This is a genomic window from Sphingomonas aerolata (genome assembly GCF_003046295.1).
In the GTDB taxonomy this organism is placed as follows: domain Bacteria; phylum Pseudomonadota; class Alphaproteobacteria; order Sphingomonadales; family Sphingomonadaceae; genus Sphingomonas; species Sphingomonas aerolata.
Genome location: NZ_PZZN01000001.1, coordinates 1,342,676 through 1,357,866, shown reverse-complemented (window position 1 = coordinate 1,357,866; position 15,191 = coordinate 1,342,676). Strand labels below are relative to the sequence as shown.

At 68.0% G+C, this 15,191-nt stretch carries 17 protein-coding genes; 9 read left to right on the top strand and 8 right to left on the bottom strand.

Annotated elements, in window-relative coordinates; genetic code table 11:
- The first annotated feature begins 198 nt into the window (after positions 1-198).
- Genes ftsE through C8J24_RS06315 form a run of 4 tightly spaced genes read left to right on the top strand, consistent with a single transcriptional unit; the run spans position 199 to position 3,000 of the window.
- Positions 199-909: a cell division ATP-binding protein FtsE gene (ftsE, locus tag C8J24_RS06330; protein WP_056406665.1), complete on the top strand. Its 711-nt coding sequence runs from the start codon at positions 199-201 to the stop codon at positions 907-909.
- A complete protein-coding gene (locus tag C8J24_RS06325; protein WP_082446879.1) occupies positions 906-1,784 on the top strand; it encodes a cell division protein FtsX in 879 nt (292 codons plus the stop codon). The genes ftsE and C8J24_RS06325 overlap by 4 nt, the downstream gene beginning before the upstream one ends.
- Complete coding sequence (locus tag C8J24_RS06320; protein ID WP_031393671.1) at positions 1,781-2,317, top strand: YdcF family protein; 537 nt, start codon at positions 1,781-1,783, stop codon at positions 2,315-2,317. The genes C8J24_RS06325 and C8J24_RS06320 overlap by 4 nt, the downstream gene beginning before the upstream one ends.
- On the top strand, positions 2,314-3,000 hold the full coding sequence (locus C8J24_RS06315) for a lysophospholipid acyltransferase family protein (protein ID WP_031393672.1): 687 nt from the start codon (positions 2,314-2,316) through the stop codon (positions 2,998-3,000). Before C8J24_RS06320 ends, C8J24_RS06315 begins: the two co-directional genes overlap by 4 nt.
- A 25-nt stretch (positions 3,001-3,025) precedes the next feature.
- Here C8J24_RS06315 and C8J24_RS06310 read toward each other — a convergent pair whose 3' ends face one another.
- Together C8J24_RS06310 and hisC are read right to left on the bottom strand one after the other, a co-directional pair.
- Positions 3,026-3,934 carry a prephenate/arogenate dehydrogenase family protein gene (locus tag C8J24_RS06310; protein ID WP_107931039.1) on the bottom strand — a complete coding sequence of 303 codons (909 nt, stop codon included), beginning with the start codon at positions 3,932-3,934 and terminating at the stop codon, positions 3,026-3,028.
- On the bottom strand, positions 3,934-5,031 hold the full coding sequence (hisC, locus tag C8J24_RS06305) for a histidinol-phosphate transaminase (protein WP_031439518.1): 1,098 nt from the start codon (positions 5,029-5,031) through the stop codon (positions 3,934-3,936). Before hisC ends, C8J24_RS06310 begins: the two co-directional genes overlap by 1 nt.
- Before the next feature lie 73 nt (positions 5,032-5,104).
- Between hisC and metX the strand changes: the two genes are divergently transcribed.
- The 3 genes from metX to C8J24_RS06290 all read left to right on the top strand — a co-directional run bounded on the left by metX (position 5,105) and on the right by C8J24_RS06290 (position 7,367).
- Positions 5,105-6,244, top strand: a complete 1,140-nt coding sequence (gene metX / locus C8J24_RS06300; RefSeq protein WP_056673248.1) for a homoserine O-acetyltransferase MetX — start codon at positions 5,105-5,107, stop codon at positions 6,242-6,244.
- Positions 6,241-6,861, top strand: coding sequence for a methionine biosynthesis protein MetW (gene metW, locus C8J24_RS06295; protein WP_107931036.1), 621 nt, complete (start codon positions 6,241-6,243; stop codon positions 6,859-6,861). The genes metX and metW overlap by 4 nt, the downstream gene beginning before the upstream one ends.
- Before the next feature lie 110 nt (positions 6,862-6,971).
- Positions 6,972-7,367 (top strand): response regulator, encoded by a 396-nt coding sequence (locus tag C8J24_RS06290; RefSeq protein ID WP_031439515.1) that lies wholly within the window; start codon positions 6,972-6,974, stop codon positions 7,365-7,367.
- Positions 7,368-7,383: 16 nt separating this feature from the next.
- Here C8J24_RS06290 and C8J24_RS06285 read toward each other — a convergent pair whose 3' ends face one another.
- The 6 genes from C8J24_RS06285 to C8J24_RS06260 all read right to left on the bottom strand — a co-directional run bounded on the left by C8J24_RS06285 (position 7,384) and on the right by C8J24_RS06260 (position 13,421).
- Positions 7,384-8,931, bottom strand: coding sequence for a sensor histidine kinase (locus tag C8J24_RS06285; protein WP_244180446.1), 1,548 nt, complete (start codon positions 8,929-8,931; stop codon positions 7,384-7,386).
- A 5-nt stretch (positions 8,932-8,936) separates the two neighbouring features.
- Positions 8,937-9,527 carry a single-stranded DNA-binding protein gene (gene ssb / locus C8J24_RS06280; RefSeq protein ID WP_056673254.1) on the bottom strand — a complete coding sequence of 197 codons (591 nt, stop codon included), beginning with the start codon at positions 9,525-9,527 and terminating at the stop codon, positions 8,937-8,939.
- Positions 9,528-9,535: 8 nt separating this feature from the next.
- The gene (gene feoB, locus C8J24_RS06275; protein WP_107931035.1) at positions 9,536-11,398 is read right to left on the bottom strand and encodes a ferrous iron transporter B; all 1,863 of its coding nucleotides are present in this window, start codon (positions 11,396-11,398) and stop codon (positions 9,536-9,538) included.
- Positions 11,399-11,411: 13 nt separating this feature from the next.
- A complete protein-coding gene (locus tag C8J24_RS06270) occupies positions 11,412-11,687 on the bottom strand; it encodes a FeoA family protein (protein WP_031394931.1) in 276 nt (91 codons plus the stop codon).
- Between the two features lie 106 nt (positions 11,688-11,793).
- A complete protein-coding gene (locus C8J24_RS06265) occupies positions 11,794-12,447 on the bottom strand; it encodes a COQ9 family protein (RefSeq protein WP_107931032.1) in 654 nt (217 codons plus the stop codon).
- A complete protein-coding gene (locus C8J24_RS06260) occupies positions 12,444-13,421 on the bottom strand; it encodes a DMT family transporter (protein WP_107931030.1) in 978 nt (325 codons plus the stop codon). The genes C8J24_RS06265 and C8J24_RS06260 overlap by 4 nt, the downstream gene beginning before the upstream one ends.
- A 50-nt stretch (positions 13,422-13,471) precedes the next feature.
- Here C8J24_RS06260 and C8J24_RS06255 point away from each other — a divergent pair, with 50 nt between their 5' ends.
- Together C8J24_RS06255 and C8J24_RS06250 are read left to right on the top strand one after the other, a co-directional pair.
- Positions 13,472-14,560 (top strand): alkene reductase, encoded by a 1,089-nt coding sequence (locus C8J24_RS06255; RefSeq protein WP_107931028.1) that lies wholly within the window; start codon positions 13,472-13,474, stop codon positions 14,558-14,560.
- A gap of 90 nt (positions 14,561-14,650) precedes the next feature.
- Positions 14,651-15,187: a hypothetical protein gene (locus C8J24_RS06250; protein ID WP_236701578.1), complete on the top strand. Its 537-nt coding sequence runs from the start codon at positions 14,651-14,653 to the stop codon at positions 15,185-15,187.
- Positions 15,188-15,191: the final 4 nt, after the last annotated feature.

Here is a 15,191-nt window from a genome sequence, read left to right as displayed (position 1 = left end):
CGGGCACGATTCACTGCGGGCCGCGGGACGGGGCCGTTCGCCGTCAAACTAAGCACGTGGCCCCCGCTCGTGGCAAGCATCATGCGCCCGGATGCTGTCTGACACGCTGCAGATGGCCGCCAGCTTGAAGCCGCGCGCGCTTTCATGCGAAAGCGAGGCTGACGGCACAGGCGAACTCGGGCGGGCGCGACCAATTTCATGGCGAATATCGTGCAGTTCGAAAATGTTGGCTTGCGCTACGACACCGGCGCGGAAACGCTGTCCGACATCTCGTTCACGCTGCGCAGCGGCGCCTTCTACTTTCTGACCGGCGCAAGCGGCGCGGGCAAGACGTCGTTGCTACGACTGCTCTATCTCGCGCAGCGGCCGAGCCGCGGGGTGATCCGGCTGTTCGGCGAGGATGCCGTGCTGCTCCCGCGTGACCGGATGCCGGGGTTTCGCCGCCGCATCGGCGTGGTGTTCCAGGATTTCCGGCTCGTCCCGCATCTGTCGACCTGGGACAATATCGCTCTGCCGCTGCGCGTCGCGGGGATGCCCGAGGCGGACCTGCGCCAACCCGTCGAGGAGATGCTCGCCTGGGTCGGCCTGACCGAACGCGCCGAGGCGCGACCGGCGACGCTGTCGGGTGGTGAGCAGCAACGCGTCGCGATCGCCCGCGCGGTGATCGCCCGGCCCGAGATGCTGGTCGCGGACGAGCCGACCGGCAATGTCGATCCCGACATGGCCGAGCGGCTGCTGCATCTGTTCGAATCGCTCAACAAGCTCGGCACGACGGTGGTGGTCGCGACGCATGATCTGCACCTTCTCAACCGGATTCCGACCGCGCAGATGATGCGGCTCGATCACGGCCGGTTGCTCGATCCGACCGGGTCGTTGCAGTACCCCCCATCGCCCCGGGCCGAGCCATGAGCCGCGCATCCGAACGTCGCGTGCTCGACGAGGCTGGCGGCGTCCGTGCCATGACCTGGGTCATGGCGATCATGTTGTTCCTTACCATGCTCGCCGCCGCGCTCGGGCTGGGGACCGCGGGTGCCGCGCGCGCGCTCGATCGTCAGCTGGCGGGACGGCTGACGGTCCAGATCATCGACGGCGACCCGGTTCGGCGTGATGCCAGTGCCGCCCGCGTCCTCGCGACGCTGCGGACGCTGCCGGAGGTGACCCGCGTCGCCGCGGTCGATCGCGCCGAGCTGACGCGGCTGTTGCGACCCTGGCTCGGCAGCGACGGCGCCGATCCGGGGCTGCCCGTGCCGGCGATGATCGACGTCGATCTGGGCGGCCAGGACGATGCCGCGGTCGCAGCGGTCGCGCGCGCGGTTCGCGGCGTTGCGCCGACCGCGCGCGTCGACCGGCACGAAACCTGGATGTCACCCGTCAGCGGGGTGATGCGCTCGCTGACGCTGCTCGCGCTCGGCATCGTCCTGCTGATGGCCGGCGCGACCGCCGCAGTCGTCGTGCTGGCGGCGCGCGCAGGACTTGAAACGCACCGCGCGACGATCGAGGTCATGCACATGCTGGGGTCGACCGATCTGCAGGTCGCGCGTCTCTTCCAGCGTCGGGTGGCGATCGACGCCGCGATCGGCGGCGTGGCCGGTGCCGGCGTCGCGATCGCCGTCATTTTGCTGATCATGACCCGGTTGCAGGGGCTGGGCTCCGAACTGCTCGACGGGGGGCGGTTATCCTCGACCGACTGGGCCACGCTGGGCGCGATGCCGATCGGGTTCATCGTGCTGGCGATGGTCGCCGCGCGCGCGACGATCGTGCGCGCGATGAGGACGACCCTGTGATCGTCCGCCTTCTGGGTGTCGGTGTGCTCGTCTGGGCGCTCGGGTTCGCCGCGTTCATGCTGCTCCTGCCGCCGCCGCTCAATGGCTCGACCACCGATGCGATCGTCGTGCCGACCGGCGGGGCAGGGCGGATCGATCGCGGTCTGGCGCTGCTGCGCGACCGCCAGGCCAAGCGGATGCTCGTGACCGGAGTCGCGCCCGGCGTCCGCCCGATCGACCTCGCGCTCGAATATCGCACCTCGCCCAGCGTCTTCGCCTGTTGCGTCGATCTCGGCGCGGATGCGGTGGATACGCGGTCGAATGCCGAGGAAACCGCGCGCTGGGTCAAGACGCACGACTATCGTACCGTGCGCCTCGTCACCTCGGACTGGCATGTCCCGCGCGCCAAGATGGAGCTTGCCGCGGTGCTCGGGCCGCGGGTGCTGGTGCTCGGCGACGGCGTCCCCGGCACGCCGCGGCTCGGGACGCTGGTCAACGAATACAACAAGTTGATCCTGCGACGGATCGCATTGTGGATAGGATTTGGCGCATGATCGCCTGGTTACGAACGATCGTCTTCATGATCGTCTTTTACAGTATCTCGGCGCCGATCGTGCTGACCGTGCCGATCAGCGCGCTGTTCGGGTCGCGCGCGGTGATCGTCCATTCGACGGTGTGGACGCGGTTCCACCGCTGGGCGACGCGTTGGATCCTCGGCATCCAGATCCGGATCGAGGGGACGCGACCCGCCGGCGCGGCCTTCTACGCGTGCAAGCACCAGGCGATGTTCGAGACGCTCGAGCTCCAGGCGCTGCTCGACGGGCCGGCGATCGTCCTGAAGCGCGAACTGGCGGACATCCCCGCCTGGGGATGGGCGGCGCGGCGCTATGGTGCGATCGTCGTCGACCGCGACGCGTCGGCCAAGGCGCTGCGCAACATGATGCGCGAGGCGATCGCGGCCAAGGCGACCGGGCGCTCGGTCCTGATCTTCCCCGAAGGCACCCGGGTCGCGCCGGGCGAGCATCCCCCGCTCAAGCCGGGTTTTGCCGGGCTGTACCGCGCGCTCGGCATGCCGACGGTCCCGATCGCCTGCGACAGCGGCACCGTCTGGCCGCGCAAGGGGCCCAAGCGCGCGGGCGTCATCACCTTCCGCTTCGGCGAGGTCGTCCCGGCCGGTCTCAAGCGCGAGGAGGCCGAGGCGCGCGTCCATGCGGCGATGAACGCGCTCGACGGCTGACGCCGCTGGTGCCGCTCAAACGGGGTCAGTCGTGCGCGCGGCCGAAATCGGCGGCGTCGTCGTCCTGACCCTGTTCGACGATCGACCGGCGCACCGCGCGGGTGCGCGTGAACAGGTCGAAAAGCTCGTCGCCCTTGCCCCAGCGGATCGCGCGTTGCAGCGCACTGAGATCCTCCGAAAAACGCTGCAGCATGTCGAGCACCGCCTCGCGGTTGGTCAGGAACACGTCGCGCCACATCGTTGGATCCGACGCGGCGATACGCGTGAAATCGCGAAAGCCGCCCGCCGAATATTTGATCACCTCGGACTGGGTGACCTCTTCGAGGTCGCTTGCGGTGCCGACGATCGTGTAGGCGATCAGATGGGGCAGATGGCTGGTGATCGCGAGCACCCGGTCGTGATGATCGGGGGCCATGAACTCGATCTGCGCGCCCAGTCGCCGCCAGAAATCGGCAATCCGCTCGACCGCTGCCGGATCGGCGCCCTCGGGGGGCGTGACGATGCACCAGCGATGGTTGAACAGCGTCGCGAACCCAGCTTCGGGCCCGCTGCGCTCGGTCCCTGCGACCGGATGCGCAGGGATTACTGTCGCGCCCGGCAGCGCCTCCGCCAGCACGCGCGCGACCTCGGTCTTGCTGCTGCCGACATCGCTGACGATCGCCTCGGCGGGCAGGTCCGCGGCAAACTCCGCCGCGACCGCCGCCATCGCGCCGACGGGGACGCACAGGATCACCAGATCGGCGTCGATCACCGCACTGCCCGCGGTGTCGGCGATGTCGTGGCACAGCTCGAGCCGGTCCGCGGTCGCACGCACCGCGGGATCGGCGTCATAGCCGGTGAGCCGCACCGTCGGCATCGCCTGCAGCACGCCGCGCGCGATCGACGATCCGATCAGCCCCAGTCCCAGGATCGTGACGCGTGCGAACGGCAACATCAGCCCCGCTCGACCAGCGCGCGCAACGCCGCGATCACACCGCGCGTCTCATCCTCGGTGCCGATCGTGATGCGCAACGCGTTGGGAAGGCCCTGTCCGGGCAGCCAGCGGACGATATACCCCGCCTCCATCAGCCCGTGATAGGCCGCGTCGGCGGTCAGCTGACCTTCGAACAGGACGAGCACGAAATTCGCCTTGGAGGGTACACAGCGAAGCCCTGCATTGCCCATCTGCGCGACCTGCTCGACGAACCAGCCGCGCCAGCGGTCGTTGTGCGCGCGAGTCGCATCGACGAAGCCGGTATCCGCCAGCGCCGCGACGGCCGCCGCCTGTCCCGCCGTCGTGACGTTGAAGGGCGCACGGATGCGGTGCATCGCATCGATGATCGGCGCGCAGGCATAGCCCCAGCCGATCCGCTCGGCGGCAAGGCCGTGAATCTTCGAGAAGGTCCGCGTGACGAGCACGTTCGCCTCGGTCATCGCCAGCGCGAGGCCCGCATCATCCTCCTCGGGGCTGAGATATTCGGCATAGGCCTGGTCGAGCACCAGCAGCACCGAACGCGGCAGACCGGCGTGCAGCCGGGCGATCTCCGCGCGCGGCGTGAAGGTGCCGGTCGGGTTGTTCGGGTTGGCGACGAACACGACGCGGGTGCGTTCGGTGACCGCGGCGAGGATCGCGTCGACATCGGTCGCATAGTCGCGGTCGTCGACGACGACCGGCTCCGCGCCGACGCGCCGCGTCGCGATCTCGTACACCGCAAAGCCGTAGCGGACATGGATGATCTCGTCGCCGGGGCCTGCATAGGCGCCCGCGACCAGATGCAGGATCTCGTCCGATCCGGTGCCATAGATTACGCGCGCCGGATCCAGGTCGTAATGCGCCGCCAGCGCCTCGCGCAGTGCGGTCGCGCTGGCGTCGGGATAGCGTTCGAGCGTGTGATCCGCGCCGTCGAACGCGGCCTTTGCCGCGGGGCTCGTCCCGAGCGGGTTCTCGTTCGACGACAGCTTGATCACCGTGCGGCCATCATCGGTCGTCGAGCGACCGGGCGTGTACGGCGCGATCCCCAGGATCCAGGGCTTCGGCGTGGGTGCGGGCATGATGTTTGTCATGGCCGCGGGGCATAGCGGTCGGTGTGGCGCAGTGGCAAATGGTTGTGGTAGCGGACGCGTCATGCTCGACACGATTGATCCCGACCGGACGACCGACGCGCGCTTCGGCCTGGCGCGTCGCGTGACCTTGCCGGGACCCTTGCGGCTCGATGGCGGCGTGCTGCTGTCGCCGGTCGACATTGCCTATGAAACCTATGGCACGCTGAATGCCGACGCCTCGAATGCGGTCCTGATCTGTCATGCGCTGACCGGTGATCAGCATGTCGCCTCGACGCATCCCCGGACCGGCAAGCCCGGCTGGTGGACGCGCATGGTCGGCGAGGGGCGGCCGATCGATCCCGCGCGGCATTTCATCGTCTGCGCCAATGTGCTCGGCAGTTGCATGGGCTCGTCGGGGCCTGCGACGATCAACCCCGCGACCGGGCGCGCCTGGGCGATGGGGTTTCCGGTCATCACGATCCGCGACATGGTCCGTGCGCAGGCGATGCTGCTCGACCATCTCGGCATCGACGTGCTGCAGGCGGTGGTCGGCGGGTCGATGGGCGGGATGCAGGCGCTGAGCTGGCCCGCGACCTTTCCCGACCGGGTCCGCGCCTGTGTCGTGATCGCATCGACCGCGCGCCACACCGCGCAGAACATCGCCTTTCACGAGGTCGGCCGCCAGGCGGTGATGGCCGATCCGAACTGGCGCGGCGGCGATTATCACGACGAGTCCGCGCCGACCGCGGGGCTCGCGGTCGCGCGGATGGCGGCGCACATCACCTATTTGTCGGAAGCCGGGCTGACCGAGAAGTTCGGCCGACGCCTGCAGGCGCGCGATGCCAAGTCGTTCGGCTTCGATGCCGATTTCCAGGTCGAGAGCTATCTGCGGCATCAGGGGCTCGCCTTCACCGACCGGTTCGACGCCAATTCCTATCTCTATATCACCCGCGCGATGGACTATTTCGATCTCGCGGAGGAGCATGGCGGGCTGCTCGCCAACGCCTTCCGCGCGACCAGGGCGCGCTTCTGCCTCGTCAGCTTCGACACCGACTGGCTCTATCCGACCGCGGAATCGCGCAGCATCGTCCAGGCGCTCAATGCCGCAGGCGCACCGGTCAGCTTCGTCGAGCTCAGCAGCCCGTACGGCCATGACGCCTTCTTGCTCGAGGCGCCCGAGCTCAACCGCGTCGTCGACGGATTTCTGAGGGCAGGGGCATGAGCACCCCGACGCCGCAGGAGACCCTGCGCGCCGACCTGGGGATCATCGCGCATCACGTGGCCCGTGGGTCGCGCGTGCTCGACGTCGGATGCGGCGACGGCGCGCTGATGGCGGCGCTCCGGGACGAGCGCGCGGTCGATGCGCGCGGGCTGGAGATCGATCCGGGCAACGTTGCGGCCGCGGTAGGCCGCGGCCTGTCGGTGATCCAGGGCGACGCCGATGTCGACCTGCAGGGCTATCCCGATGCCAGCTTCGACTATGCGATCCTCAGCCAGACATTGCAGACCGCGCGCGCGCCCGATCTGGTGCTCGACCATCTGCTGCGGATCGGTCGGCGCGCCTTTGTCAGCTTTCCCAACTTCGCGCATTGGCGTGTGCGGCTGTCGCTGCTGTGGGGCGGGCGGATGCCGGTCACGCGGCAATTGCCCGAAAGCTGGTACGACACCCCCAACATCCATCACGTCACGATCGACGACTTCCGTGCGTTCCTCCGGCAGCGCGGCGTGATCGTCGAGGGCGCCTGGTTCCTGTCGGGCGACAAGCAGACGACGTCGGCGGCCGCCAACCTGCTCGCCGAGCACGCCGTATTCCTGTTGCGGGGCGAACCGGGGGCATGACCCGGGCGCTCCCCCGGTAACACAGGTTATTTGTTTCAATTCGCTACACGTTCTTGATTCAAATCAATAAACCGAAGGAACGGATAGCCCGGCCAACGGTTGCCACGACAATGACCAAGACCGCCATGATCGTTGAAGATGAAATCTTCGTCGCGCTGGATCTCGAAAGGATCCTGATCGACGCGGGATATCACGTCGTGGCGATCGCGGCGGACCGCGAAACCGCGCTCATCGCCGCGGCCGGATGCGATTTCGCCTTTGTCGACGTCAATCTGCGCGACGGTCCGACCGGTCCGTCGATTGCGGAGACGATTGCGCGCGATCACGGCGTGAAGGTCGTCTTCGTCACCGCCAATCCCAGCCAGATCGGCGATGCCGATTGCCTCGGCTATATCCGCAAGCCGTTCAACGATGCCGCGATCCTCGCCGCCGCCGAACTGGCGACCACGGGTCAGGCGCTACGCGGCGGTAGCGAACTGATCCAGATCCGACGGCGCGGGAACTGACGGGGAGACCGCGCGGTCAGCGGCAGAAGGAGGGGAGGGGGACCCCGATCTCGACGCACAGCCCCTCGGGACGCCAGTCGCGCCGCACCGTGCCGCCCAACTGGCGAACCGCACTCATTTCGATCAGCTGACTGCCGAAACCCTTATGGCTCGTCGGGTGTGCGATCGGCGGACCACCCTGCTCGCGCCAGATCAGGCGCACCATGCCTGTGGCGCCATCTTCGTCATGCCCGATCGTCAGCGCAACATGCCCATCGACAGTCGACAGCGCGCCGTATTTCGTCGCGTTCGTCGCAAGCTCGTGGAACAGCAGGGCGAGCGGGGTCGCGGAACGATCGTCGATCCGCACATCGTCGCCGATCACGATCAGACGATCCGTCCCATCCTCGCGATAGGGTTCGAACAGATCGCCCAGCAGGCCCTTCAGACTGTCCTGCGGGGCTTCCGGACGCGACTGGGTGCTGTGCGGGCGGACGAAGTCGTGTGCACGGCCCAGTGCCGTGATGCGGTGGCGCAGATCGGTCGCGATCCCGGCAAATTCGGGTTTGCCGCGCGCGGAAAAGGCGATGAGTCCGGCGATGACGGCGAAGATGTTCTTGATCCGGTGGCTCAGCTCCTGGCTGATCACCTCGCGCTCTTCATAGGCGAGCTTCTGCTCGTGGATGTCGGTGCAGGTCCCGAACCAGCGCGTGATCGCGCCCTGGTCGTCGCGCACGGGCAGCGCGCGGCCGAGCACCCAGCGATAGGTGCCGTCCCGGTGCCGCAACCGATATTCGATCGTATAGGGCTCGCCGCTCGCGAGCGAATGGCGCCAGATCGTCCAGGCGCGGTCCTGGTCCTCGGGATGGAACACGTCGTTCCAGCCCTCGCCATCGGTCGTGCCGGGCGTCGTGCCGGTAAACTCGTACCAGCGCGCATTGTAATAATCATGGAAGCCGTCGGGCAGCGTCGACCAGACCATCTGCGGCATCGTGTCGGCCAGCGTCCGGAACCGCAGATCGCTCGCCTCGAGCGTACGCCGCGCCCGCGCCTCGGCAAAGGCCTGTTCGCGCGCGGTCCGGCGATCGTCGAGCCGCCCCATCGCCGCCTTGGCCAGCAGCGTCAGCCCGTCACGCTGGAACGGCGTAAGCCCCGCCCGCGACGTCGTCGCCAGCACGCACAGCGCGCCGAGCGGCACGCCTTCGCTCGATACCAGAGGCGCCCCCGCGTAGAAGCGGACATGCGGAGCACCGGTGACGAGCGCGTTGTCCACGAACCGCGGATCGGCCTGCGCGTCGGGCACTTCCATCACGTCGTGATGGTGCATCGCATGCGCACAGAAGGACTGGCTCCGCGGCGTCTGGTCGAGATCGGTGCCGCTGCGTGAGAGGAACCGCTGATATTCCTCCTCGACCAGGCTCAGCAGCGCGATCGGCGCATCGCACAACCGGGCTGCGAACGACACGATGTCGTCCAGCTCACCCTGCATGCGCGCGCCCGCGACATCGTAGGACGAGATGACGCGTGATCGCGCCGCCTCGTCGTACACGCTCGGCGCTACTGGAGTCGAAACGGGTGGCGTCACGATGCTTAGAACGGCACGTCGTCGTCAAGATCGTCCGAGAACCCGCCGGTCTGGCCAAAGCTGCCGCCGCGTGCGCCGCCGCCACTTCCGCCACCCGACGGCGCCGAGCGGCCACCGCCGCCGCCGCCGTAACCGCCGCCGCCGCCCGACGAGCCGCCGCCAAAGTCGTTGCCGCCGCCGGCCCAGTCGTCGCCGCCGCCGCGGCTACCACCGCCACCGCCTGCGCCGCCGCCCTGGCCGCCATTCGGGCCGTCGAGCATCGTCAGCACGCTGTTGAAGCCCTGCAGCACGATCTCGGTCGAATACTTGTCCTGGCCCTGCGCGTCCTGCCATTTGCGGGTCTGGAGCGCGCCCTCGATATAGACCTTCGAGCCCTTGCGCAGATACTTCTCCGCGACGTTGGCGAGGCCTTCGTTGAAGATGGCGACCGAATGCCATTCGGTCTTTTCCTTGCGCTCGCCCGACATCTTGTCCTTCCAGGACTCGGACGTCGCGATGCGCAGATTGACGACCTTGCCGCCGTTCTGGAACTGCTTGCTTTCGGGATCGCGGCCGAGATTGCCGACGATGATGACCTTGTTGACGCTGCCTGCCATGATGCCCCTCAGAGGCCGGCGAACACCGCCAGCCAATATGTGATTCCGGCCATGATGTAGGCGGCGGCGAACAAATAGCCAACCATGAACGCCGGCCATTTCCACCCGTTCGTCTCGCGACGCGTGACGGCGATCGTCGAGATGCACTGCGGCGCGAACACGAACCACATCAGGAAGGCGAGCGCGGTCGGCAGGCTCCAGCGGCCACGCAGATTCTCGACCATCGCCTTGCCGCCCTGGTTGCTGTCGGGATCGTCGATCGCATAGACCGTGCCGATCGCCGCGACGGCAACCTCGCGCGCGGCCATCGCCGGGATCAGCGCGAGCACGATGTCGCGGTTGAAGCCGATCGGCGCGAACACCGGGGCGATGCCATTGGCGATCCGTCCCGCCGCCGAATAATCGACCGGCGATACCTTGCTGCCCTCGGGCGGCTTGGGGAAGCTCAGCATCACCCAGAGGATGACGGTGGAGATCAGGATGATGCCACCCGCGCGCTTCAGGAAGATCTGCGCGCGGCTCCACAGGCCGATGCCGACGTCGCGCCACTGCGGCCACTGATATTTCGGCATCTCCATCATGAAGCCCGACGACACGCCCTTGGTGACCGTCCGGCGCAGCACCAGCGCGGCGACGAACGCACCGACGATCCCCATCACGTATAGCCCGAGCATCACCAGACCCTGAAGGCCGACGAACGGCAGCACCTGCGTGTTGGGAATGAAGGCGCCGATGATCAGCGTGTAGACCGGCAACCGCGCCGAACAGGTCATCAGCGGCGCGATCAGGATCGTCGTCAGCCGGTCCTTCTCGTCGTCGATCGTCCGCGTCGCCATGATGCCGGGGATCGCGCAGGCAAAGCTCGACAGCAGCGGGATGAACGCGCGCCCCGACAGCCCGACGCTCGCCATCACGCGGTCCATCAGGAACGCCGCGCGGACCATATAACCGCTCGCCTCGAGCACGAGGATGAACAGGAACAGGATCAGGATCTGCGGCAGGAACACGATCACAGCGCCGACGCCCTTGATCACCCCGTCGACCAGCAGCGACCGGAGCAGCGAATCGGGAAGCTCCGACGTGATGAACGCCTGCAGCGCCGTGAAGCCGCCGTCGATCAGGTCCATGAACGGCTGCGCCCAGCTGAAGACCGCCTGGAACATCAGGAACATGATCGCCAGCAGTAGCACCGGCCCGGCGATGGGATGCAGCGCGACCCCGTCGAGCATGTGCGTCCAGCGCCGTACCGGCGTCTCGGACAGCGTGGCGGCCGTCGCGATGTCGCGCGCGCGCCGTTGCAGCGTGACGATGTCGTCCTGCACGCTGCCGTCCGACTTGCGCAGCCGGATCGGACCGTTGACGACAGTCTGCGTCAGGATCGCACGCAGCGCGTCGAGCCCGCGTTTGCGGACCGCGACGGTCGGGATCACCGGTACGCCGAGTTCGCGCGAAAGCACCGCCGCGTCGAGTTTCAACCCGTCGCGTTCGGCAAGGTCGACCATGTTGAGCGCTACTACGACGGGCAGGCCAAGCGCGATCAACTGGAGCGTGAAGCGCAGGTGATTGTCGAGATTGGCGGCATCGACGACCACGACCAGCGCATCGGGCAGGCGTTCGCCGTCCTGCGTGCCGGTGACGACGTCGCGCGTGACGCGCTCGTCGGGGGAGGAGGGCTCGAGGCTGTAGGCGCCGGGAAGGTCGACCAGCTCGACCGGGCGGCCGTCGTCGAGCGTCAGCCGTCCGGCCTTGCGCTCGACCGTCACGCCTGGATAATTGCCGACCTTCTGCCGCGCACCCGTCAGCGCATTGAACAGCGCGCTCTTGCCGGCATTGGGATTGCCGACCAGCGCGACCAGCGGTGCTGCGTTCATAATGTCAGGCTGATTATTCTGCGGCGGCTGGCGTGGGTGATACGCGAATCGCACCTGCGACCGCACGCCGCAATGCGACGGTCATCCGGCCGATCCGGCAGGCAATCGGACCCTGGCCCAGCGTCGCGCGGTGAAGAACCTCGACATCGACACCCTCGTCAAAGCCGAGTTCGCGCAACCGGCGTGCCTCCGGGCCTGCCAGTCTGGCCCAGTCGATCGCAGCGACGATGCCATGCTGCTTGCGGGGCAGCGTTTCGAGACTGACGGAACGATCGGGGCGAGTGTCCATGATGCGACTGATTATCAGTAACGGATCGCCAAGGGAAGCCCCGGCACGCGCACTTGACGCAGATTGCGTGCATTCCATCGCCGCGTGACGGCGCGCCGCGACCGGCTCACGCCACCGGATAGCGCAACCGCCCGACGAACCGCGACAGGCTGAAGCCATGCTCTGTCCGCTTGAGAAAGCCCGACTTTGCGGTTTCGAACCGCATGATGCCGTCGATCCGCCGGCTGAGAAACGCCCGCGTCTCGGCAAACCCCTCGCTGTCGTCGTCGAGGAAGACGGTGACGGTCGCGGCATAGACGCCGAGCAGGATCGTCCGCTTGGTATAATGATTATAATCGGTCGCGACGTCGCCCGCGGCGCGCCAGATCGTGTCGACCGTCCGCCAGCCGAGCCGACCCGCCTTTGTCAGATTCTGCGGCAGGGCGAGGATCGCCAGCGCGCGGCGCAGCGATTCGCGGTCGGCGGCGGTCGCCTGCAACCGGGCCTCGACCAGCGCGGCGATCCGGGCGCGGATCTTCATCGCCGACAACCGTTCGGGTGGCACGCTTTCGAGCATCGCGACGTCAATATCGGCGAACCAGGCGTCGATCATGTCGACCGGCCCATGTTCGAAGGCGAGCGCGGCGACGTCGCGGTCGATGCCCGCCGCGTCCGCCGCCATGTCGCGCGCCGCGTCGCTCCACCCGTCGAATGCCGCATTGGCGGCGATGCCGGGGGCGAGCAGCGAACGGATTTCGTCGAGCGTGAGGTCTTGGGTCATACCGTCTCCTGCCGTCCAAGATCAGGCGTGTCGAGCGCCTCTTCAATAGGGGGGCGATCGGCCGGGGTCCGGCGGACCAGCACCAGCGCGATCGCGACCATCACCACGCCGACCAGATCGGGCAGGCCGAGCCGCTCGCCATAGACCAGCCAGCCGACCGTTCCCGCGACGACCGGCTGGATCAGCAGCGCGATGCCGATCACCAGCGGCGAAAACCGCCCGAGCGCATAGATCATCAACCCCTGCCCCAGCACCTGGCTGCACAGCGCGAGCCCGATCAGCGGCCCCCACTGCGCCGGTACGATCCGCTCGCCCATCGCCAGCGCGAACACCAGCAGCGGCACGATGCCCGCCAGGGTCGACAGCACCAGTGCGGACAAGGGGGCAAGCGTCGTCCGCGCGCGCGCCATCAGGATGAAATACACCGTGTAGAGCAGCCCCGCGAGGATGCAGAGCAGGTCACCCGCCAGATTCTTCGTATCGAGCTGATAGGAGCGCCCGAGCAGCAGCGCCGCGCCTGCCGCGGCGAGCATCAACGCCCAGCCCTGCGTCCGCGTCGGCCAGGTCCGCGCGACGAGGAACCCGTAGATCGGGAACATCAGCGTCGCCGCATTGCCGAACAGCGTCGCATTGGCGAGCGTGGTGCGCAGGATGCCGAGATGCCAGCTGCCGAGATCCGCGGCGAAGCACACGCCGCCCGCGATCAGCCCGATCCAGACGCCGCGCCCGAGCCGCGTCGGTCGCGCGCCCTGCTGCGCTGCGAGCAGGACGAGAAACGGCACCGCCAGCGTCAGCCGCCAGAACCCTGCCGCCACCGGTCCGACTTCGGTCGCGCGGACGAACCACGGCCCGAATGCGAGCGCGACATTGGCGATCAACAGCGCGCCGAACGCGAGCGTGCCGGGGGCGCCGGTCGTCGTCGCCGTCGGCGTTTCGGGCACGCTAGATATTCTTTGCGGGGCGGGGCGATGCATGCCGCGCTGTAGCGTCCTATCTTGCCCCCGTCAGGCATTAAGGAGCCCCCATGCCAAGCCTTTTCGATCCCATCACGCTCGGCGCCGTCGAAGCGCCCAACCGCATCCTCATGGCGCCGCTCACCCGCGGGCGTTCGGACAAGGATGCCGTCCCGTCCGACCTCATGGTCGACTATTACACGCAGCGCGCCAGCGCCGGCCTGATCATCTCGGAAGCCACCGGCATCAGCCGCGAAGGCCTGGGCTGGCCGTTCGCGCCGGGCCTGTGGACACAGGCGCAGGTCGAGGCGTGGAAGCCCGTCACCGCAGCCGTGCACGCCGCCGGCGGCCGCATCATCGCGCAGCTCTGGCACATGGGCCGCCAGGTTCATTCCTCGGTGATCGGCGGCCAGCCCGTCTCGTCGTCCGCCACCAAGACCGAAGGCCAGGCGCACACGTTCGAGGGCAAGAAGGATTTCGAGGTCGCGCGTCCGCTCGAGCTGAACGAGATCCCGCGGCTGCTGAACGACTATGAGCTCGCGACGAAGAACGCGCTCGAGGCCGGGTTCGACGGTGTCCAGATCCACGCCGCGAACGGCTATCTGATCGACCAGTTCCTGCGCGACAACGCGAACAGCCGCACCGATGACTATGGTGGCAGCATCGAGAACCGCATTCGCCTGCTTCGTGAAGTCACCGAGCGCGTGATCTCGGTCGCCGGCGCGGATCGTACCAGCGTCCGTCTCTCGCCCAACGGTGATTCACAGGGCGTCGACGATAGCAATCCCGAGCCGCTGTTCACCGCCGCTGCCAAGGCGCTGTCCGATCTCGGCATCGCCTTCCTCGAACTACGCGAGCCCGGCCCCGATGGCACCTTCGGCAAGACCGACGTGCCGAAGCTCAGCCCGGCGATCCGCAAGGTCTTCAAGGGCGTGCTTGTCGTGAACTCGGATTACGACACGCTGGAAAAGGCGCAGGCCGAGCTCGACAAGGGCGATGCCGATGCGATCAGCTTCGGGCGGACGTTCATCGCGAACCCCGACCTGCCCGAGCGCCTGCGCACCGGCGCACCGCTGGCGCAGGATAACCCGAAGACCTGGTACAGCCAGGGCCCCGAGGGCTATATCGACTATCCGGCGCTGGAAACCGTGCCCGCCTAAGCCGACCGCCTGATTGTCACCGGTGACGCCATCGCATAGCAGCGCGGCTTTCGCGTCGTGCGCGGCGCACCGGTGACGACAGGACATGACATGACCGACGGCTGGGGCCCGCCGAAATCGCCCCCCAAATCCAGCCCCGCATCGGCCTGGCCGCTGAACGACCGCGGTCCGGGCCCGTTGCTGCCCGGCACCGCGGATCGCGCGGCCCGCCGCGCCGAAGAGCGTGCCCGCGAGCGGGAACAGCGTGCCCAGGACCGCCTCGCCGCGACCGATCAACGCGCCGAAGCGCGCGCCGCGCAACGCGATGCGCTCTCGCAGGACCGGGAACGTGCGCGCGAAGCCCGCCGGGTCGAGGAAGCGCAGCGGATCCGCGCGCGCCTCGACGCACCGCCCGCCAATGACGAGGAAGCGCTCAAGATCGCCAAGCGCCGCCGCTCGGGCGCGCGTGCGCGCAGCGGCGAGGAGACGAAGACCGAACGCGATACGCGCGGCTATACGACGATCGTCGACCCCGCCCGCATCCGCACGCTCGCCGCCCGCGGCGCGTCGATCGCCGCGCTGGCCGCCGCGTTCGGAATTACTGCCGAAGAGGTCGAGGCCGCCCTGCGCGACACTCCCGAGGAATGATCAG

Excerpts from the sequence above, each read along its gene's own strand:
- C8J24_RS06290 (WP_031439515.1), top strand. The coding sequence starts at position 6,972 with ATGACCAAGACCGCCATGATCGTTGAAGATGAAATCTTCGTCGCGCTG.
- C8J24_RS06260 (WP_107931030.1), bottom strand. The coding sequence starts at position 13,421 with ATGCATCGCCCCGCCCCGCAAAGAATATCTAGCGTGCCCGAAACGCCG.
- metX (WP_056673248.1), top strand. The coding sequence starts at position 5,105 with ATGCTCGACACGATTGATCCCGACCGGACGACCGACGCGCGCTTCGGC.
- C8J24_RS06325 (WP_082446879.1), top strand. The coding sequence starts at position 906 with ATGAGCCGCGCATCCGAACGTCGCGTGCTCGACGAGGCTGGCGGCGTC.
- C8J24_RS06315 (WP_031393672.1), top strand. The coding sequence starts at position 2,314 with ATGATCGCCTGGTTACGAACGATCGTCTTCATGATCGTCTTTTACAGT.
- ssb (WP_056673254.1), bottom strand. The coding sequence starts at position 9,527 with ATGGCAGGCAGCGTCAACAAGGTCATCATCGTCGGCAATCTCGGCCGC.
- feoB (WP_107931035.1), bottom strand. The coding sequence starts at position 11,398 with ATGAACGCAGCACCGCTGGTCGCGCTGGTCGGCAATCCCAATGCCGGC.
- C8J24_RS06250 (WP_236701578.1), top strand. The coding sequence starts at position 14,651 with ATGACCGACGGCTGGGGCCCGCCGAAATCGCCCCCCAAATCCAGCCCC.
- C8J24_RS06255 (WP_107931028.1), top strand. The coding sequence starts at position 13,472 with ATGCCAAGCCTTTTCGATCCCATCACGCTCGGCGCCGTCGAAGCGCCC.
- C8J24_RS06310 (WP_107931039.1), bottom strand. The coding sequence starts at position 3,934 with ATGTTGCCGTTCGCACGCGTCACGATCCTGGGACTGGGGCTGATCGGA.
- C8J24_RS06265 (WP_107931032.1), bottom strand. The coding sequence starts at position 12,447 with ATGACCCAAGACCTCACGCTCGACGAAATCCGTTCGCTGCTCGCCCCC.
- C8J24_RS06270 (WP_031394931.1), bottom strand. The coding sequence starts at position 11,687 with ATGGACACTCGCCCCGATCGTTCCGTCAGTCTCGAAACGCTGCCCCGC.
- ftsE (WP_056406665.1), top strand. The coding sequence starts at position 199 with ATGGCGAATATCGTGCAGTTCGAAAATGTTGGCTTGCGCTACGACACC.
- hisC (WP_031439518.1), bottom strand. The coding sequence starts at position 5,031 with ATGCCCGCACCCACGCCGAAGCCCTGGATCCTGGGGATCGCGCCGTAC.
- metW (WP_107931036.1), top strand. The coding sequence starts at position 6,241 with ATGAGCACCCCGACGCCGCAGGAGACCCTGCGCGCCGACCTGGGGATC.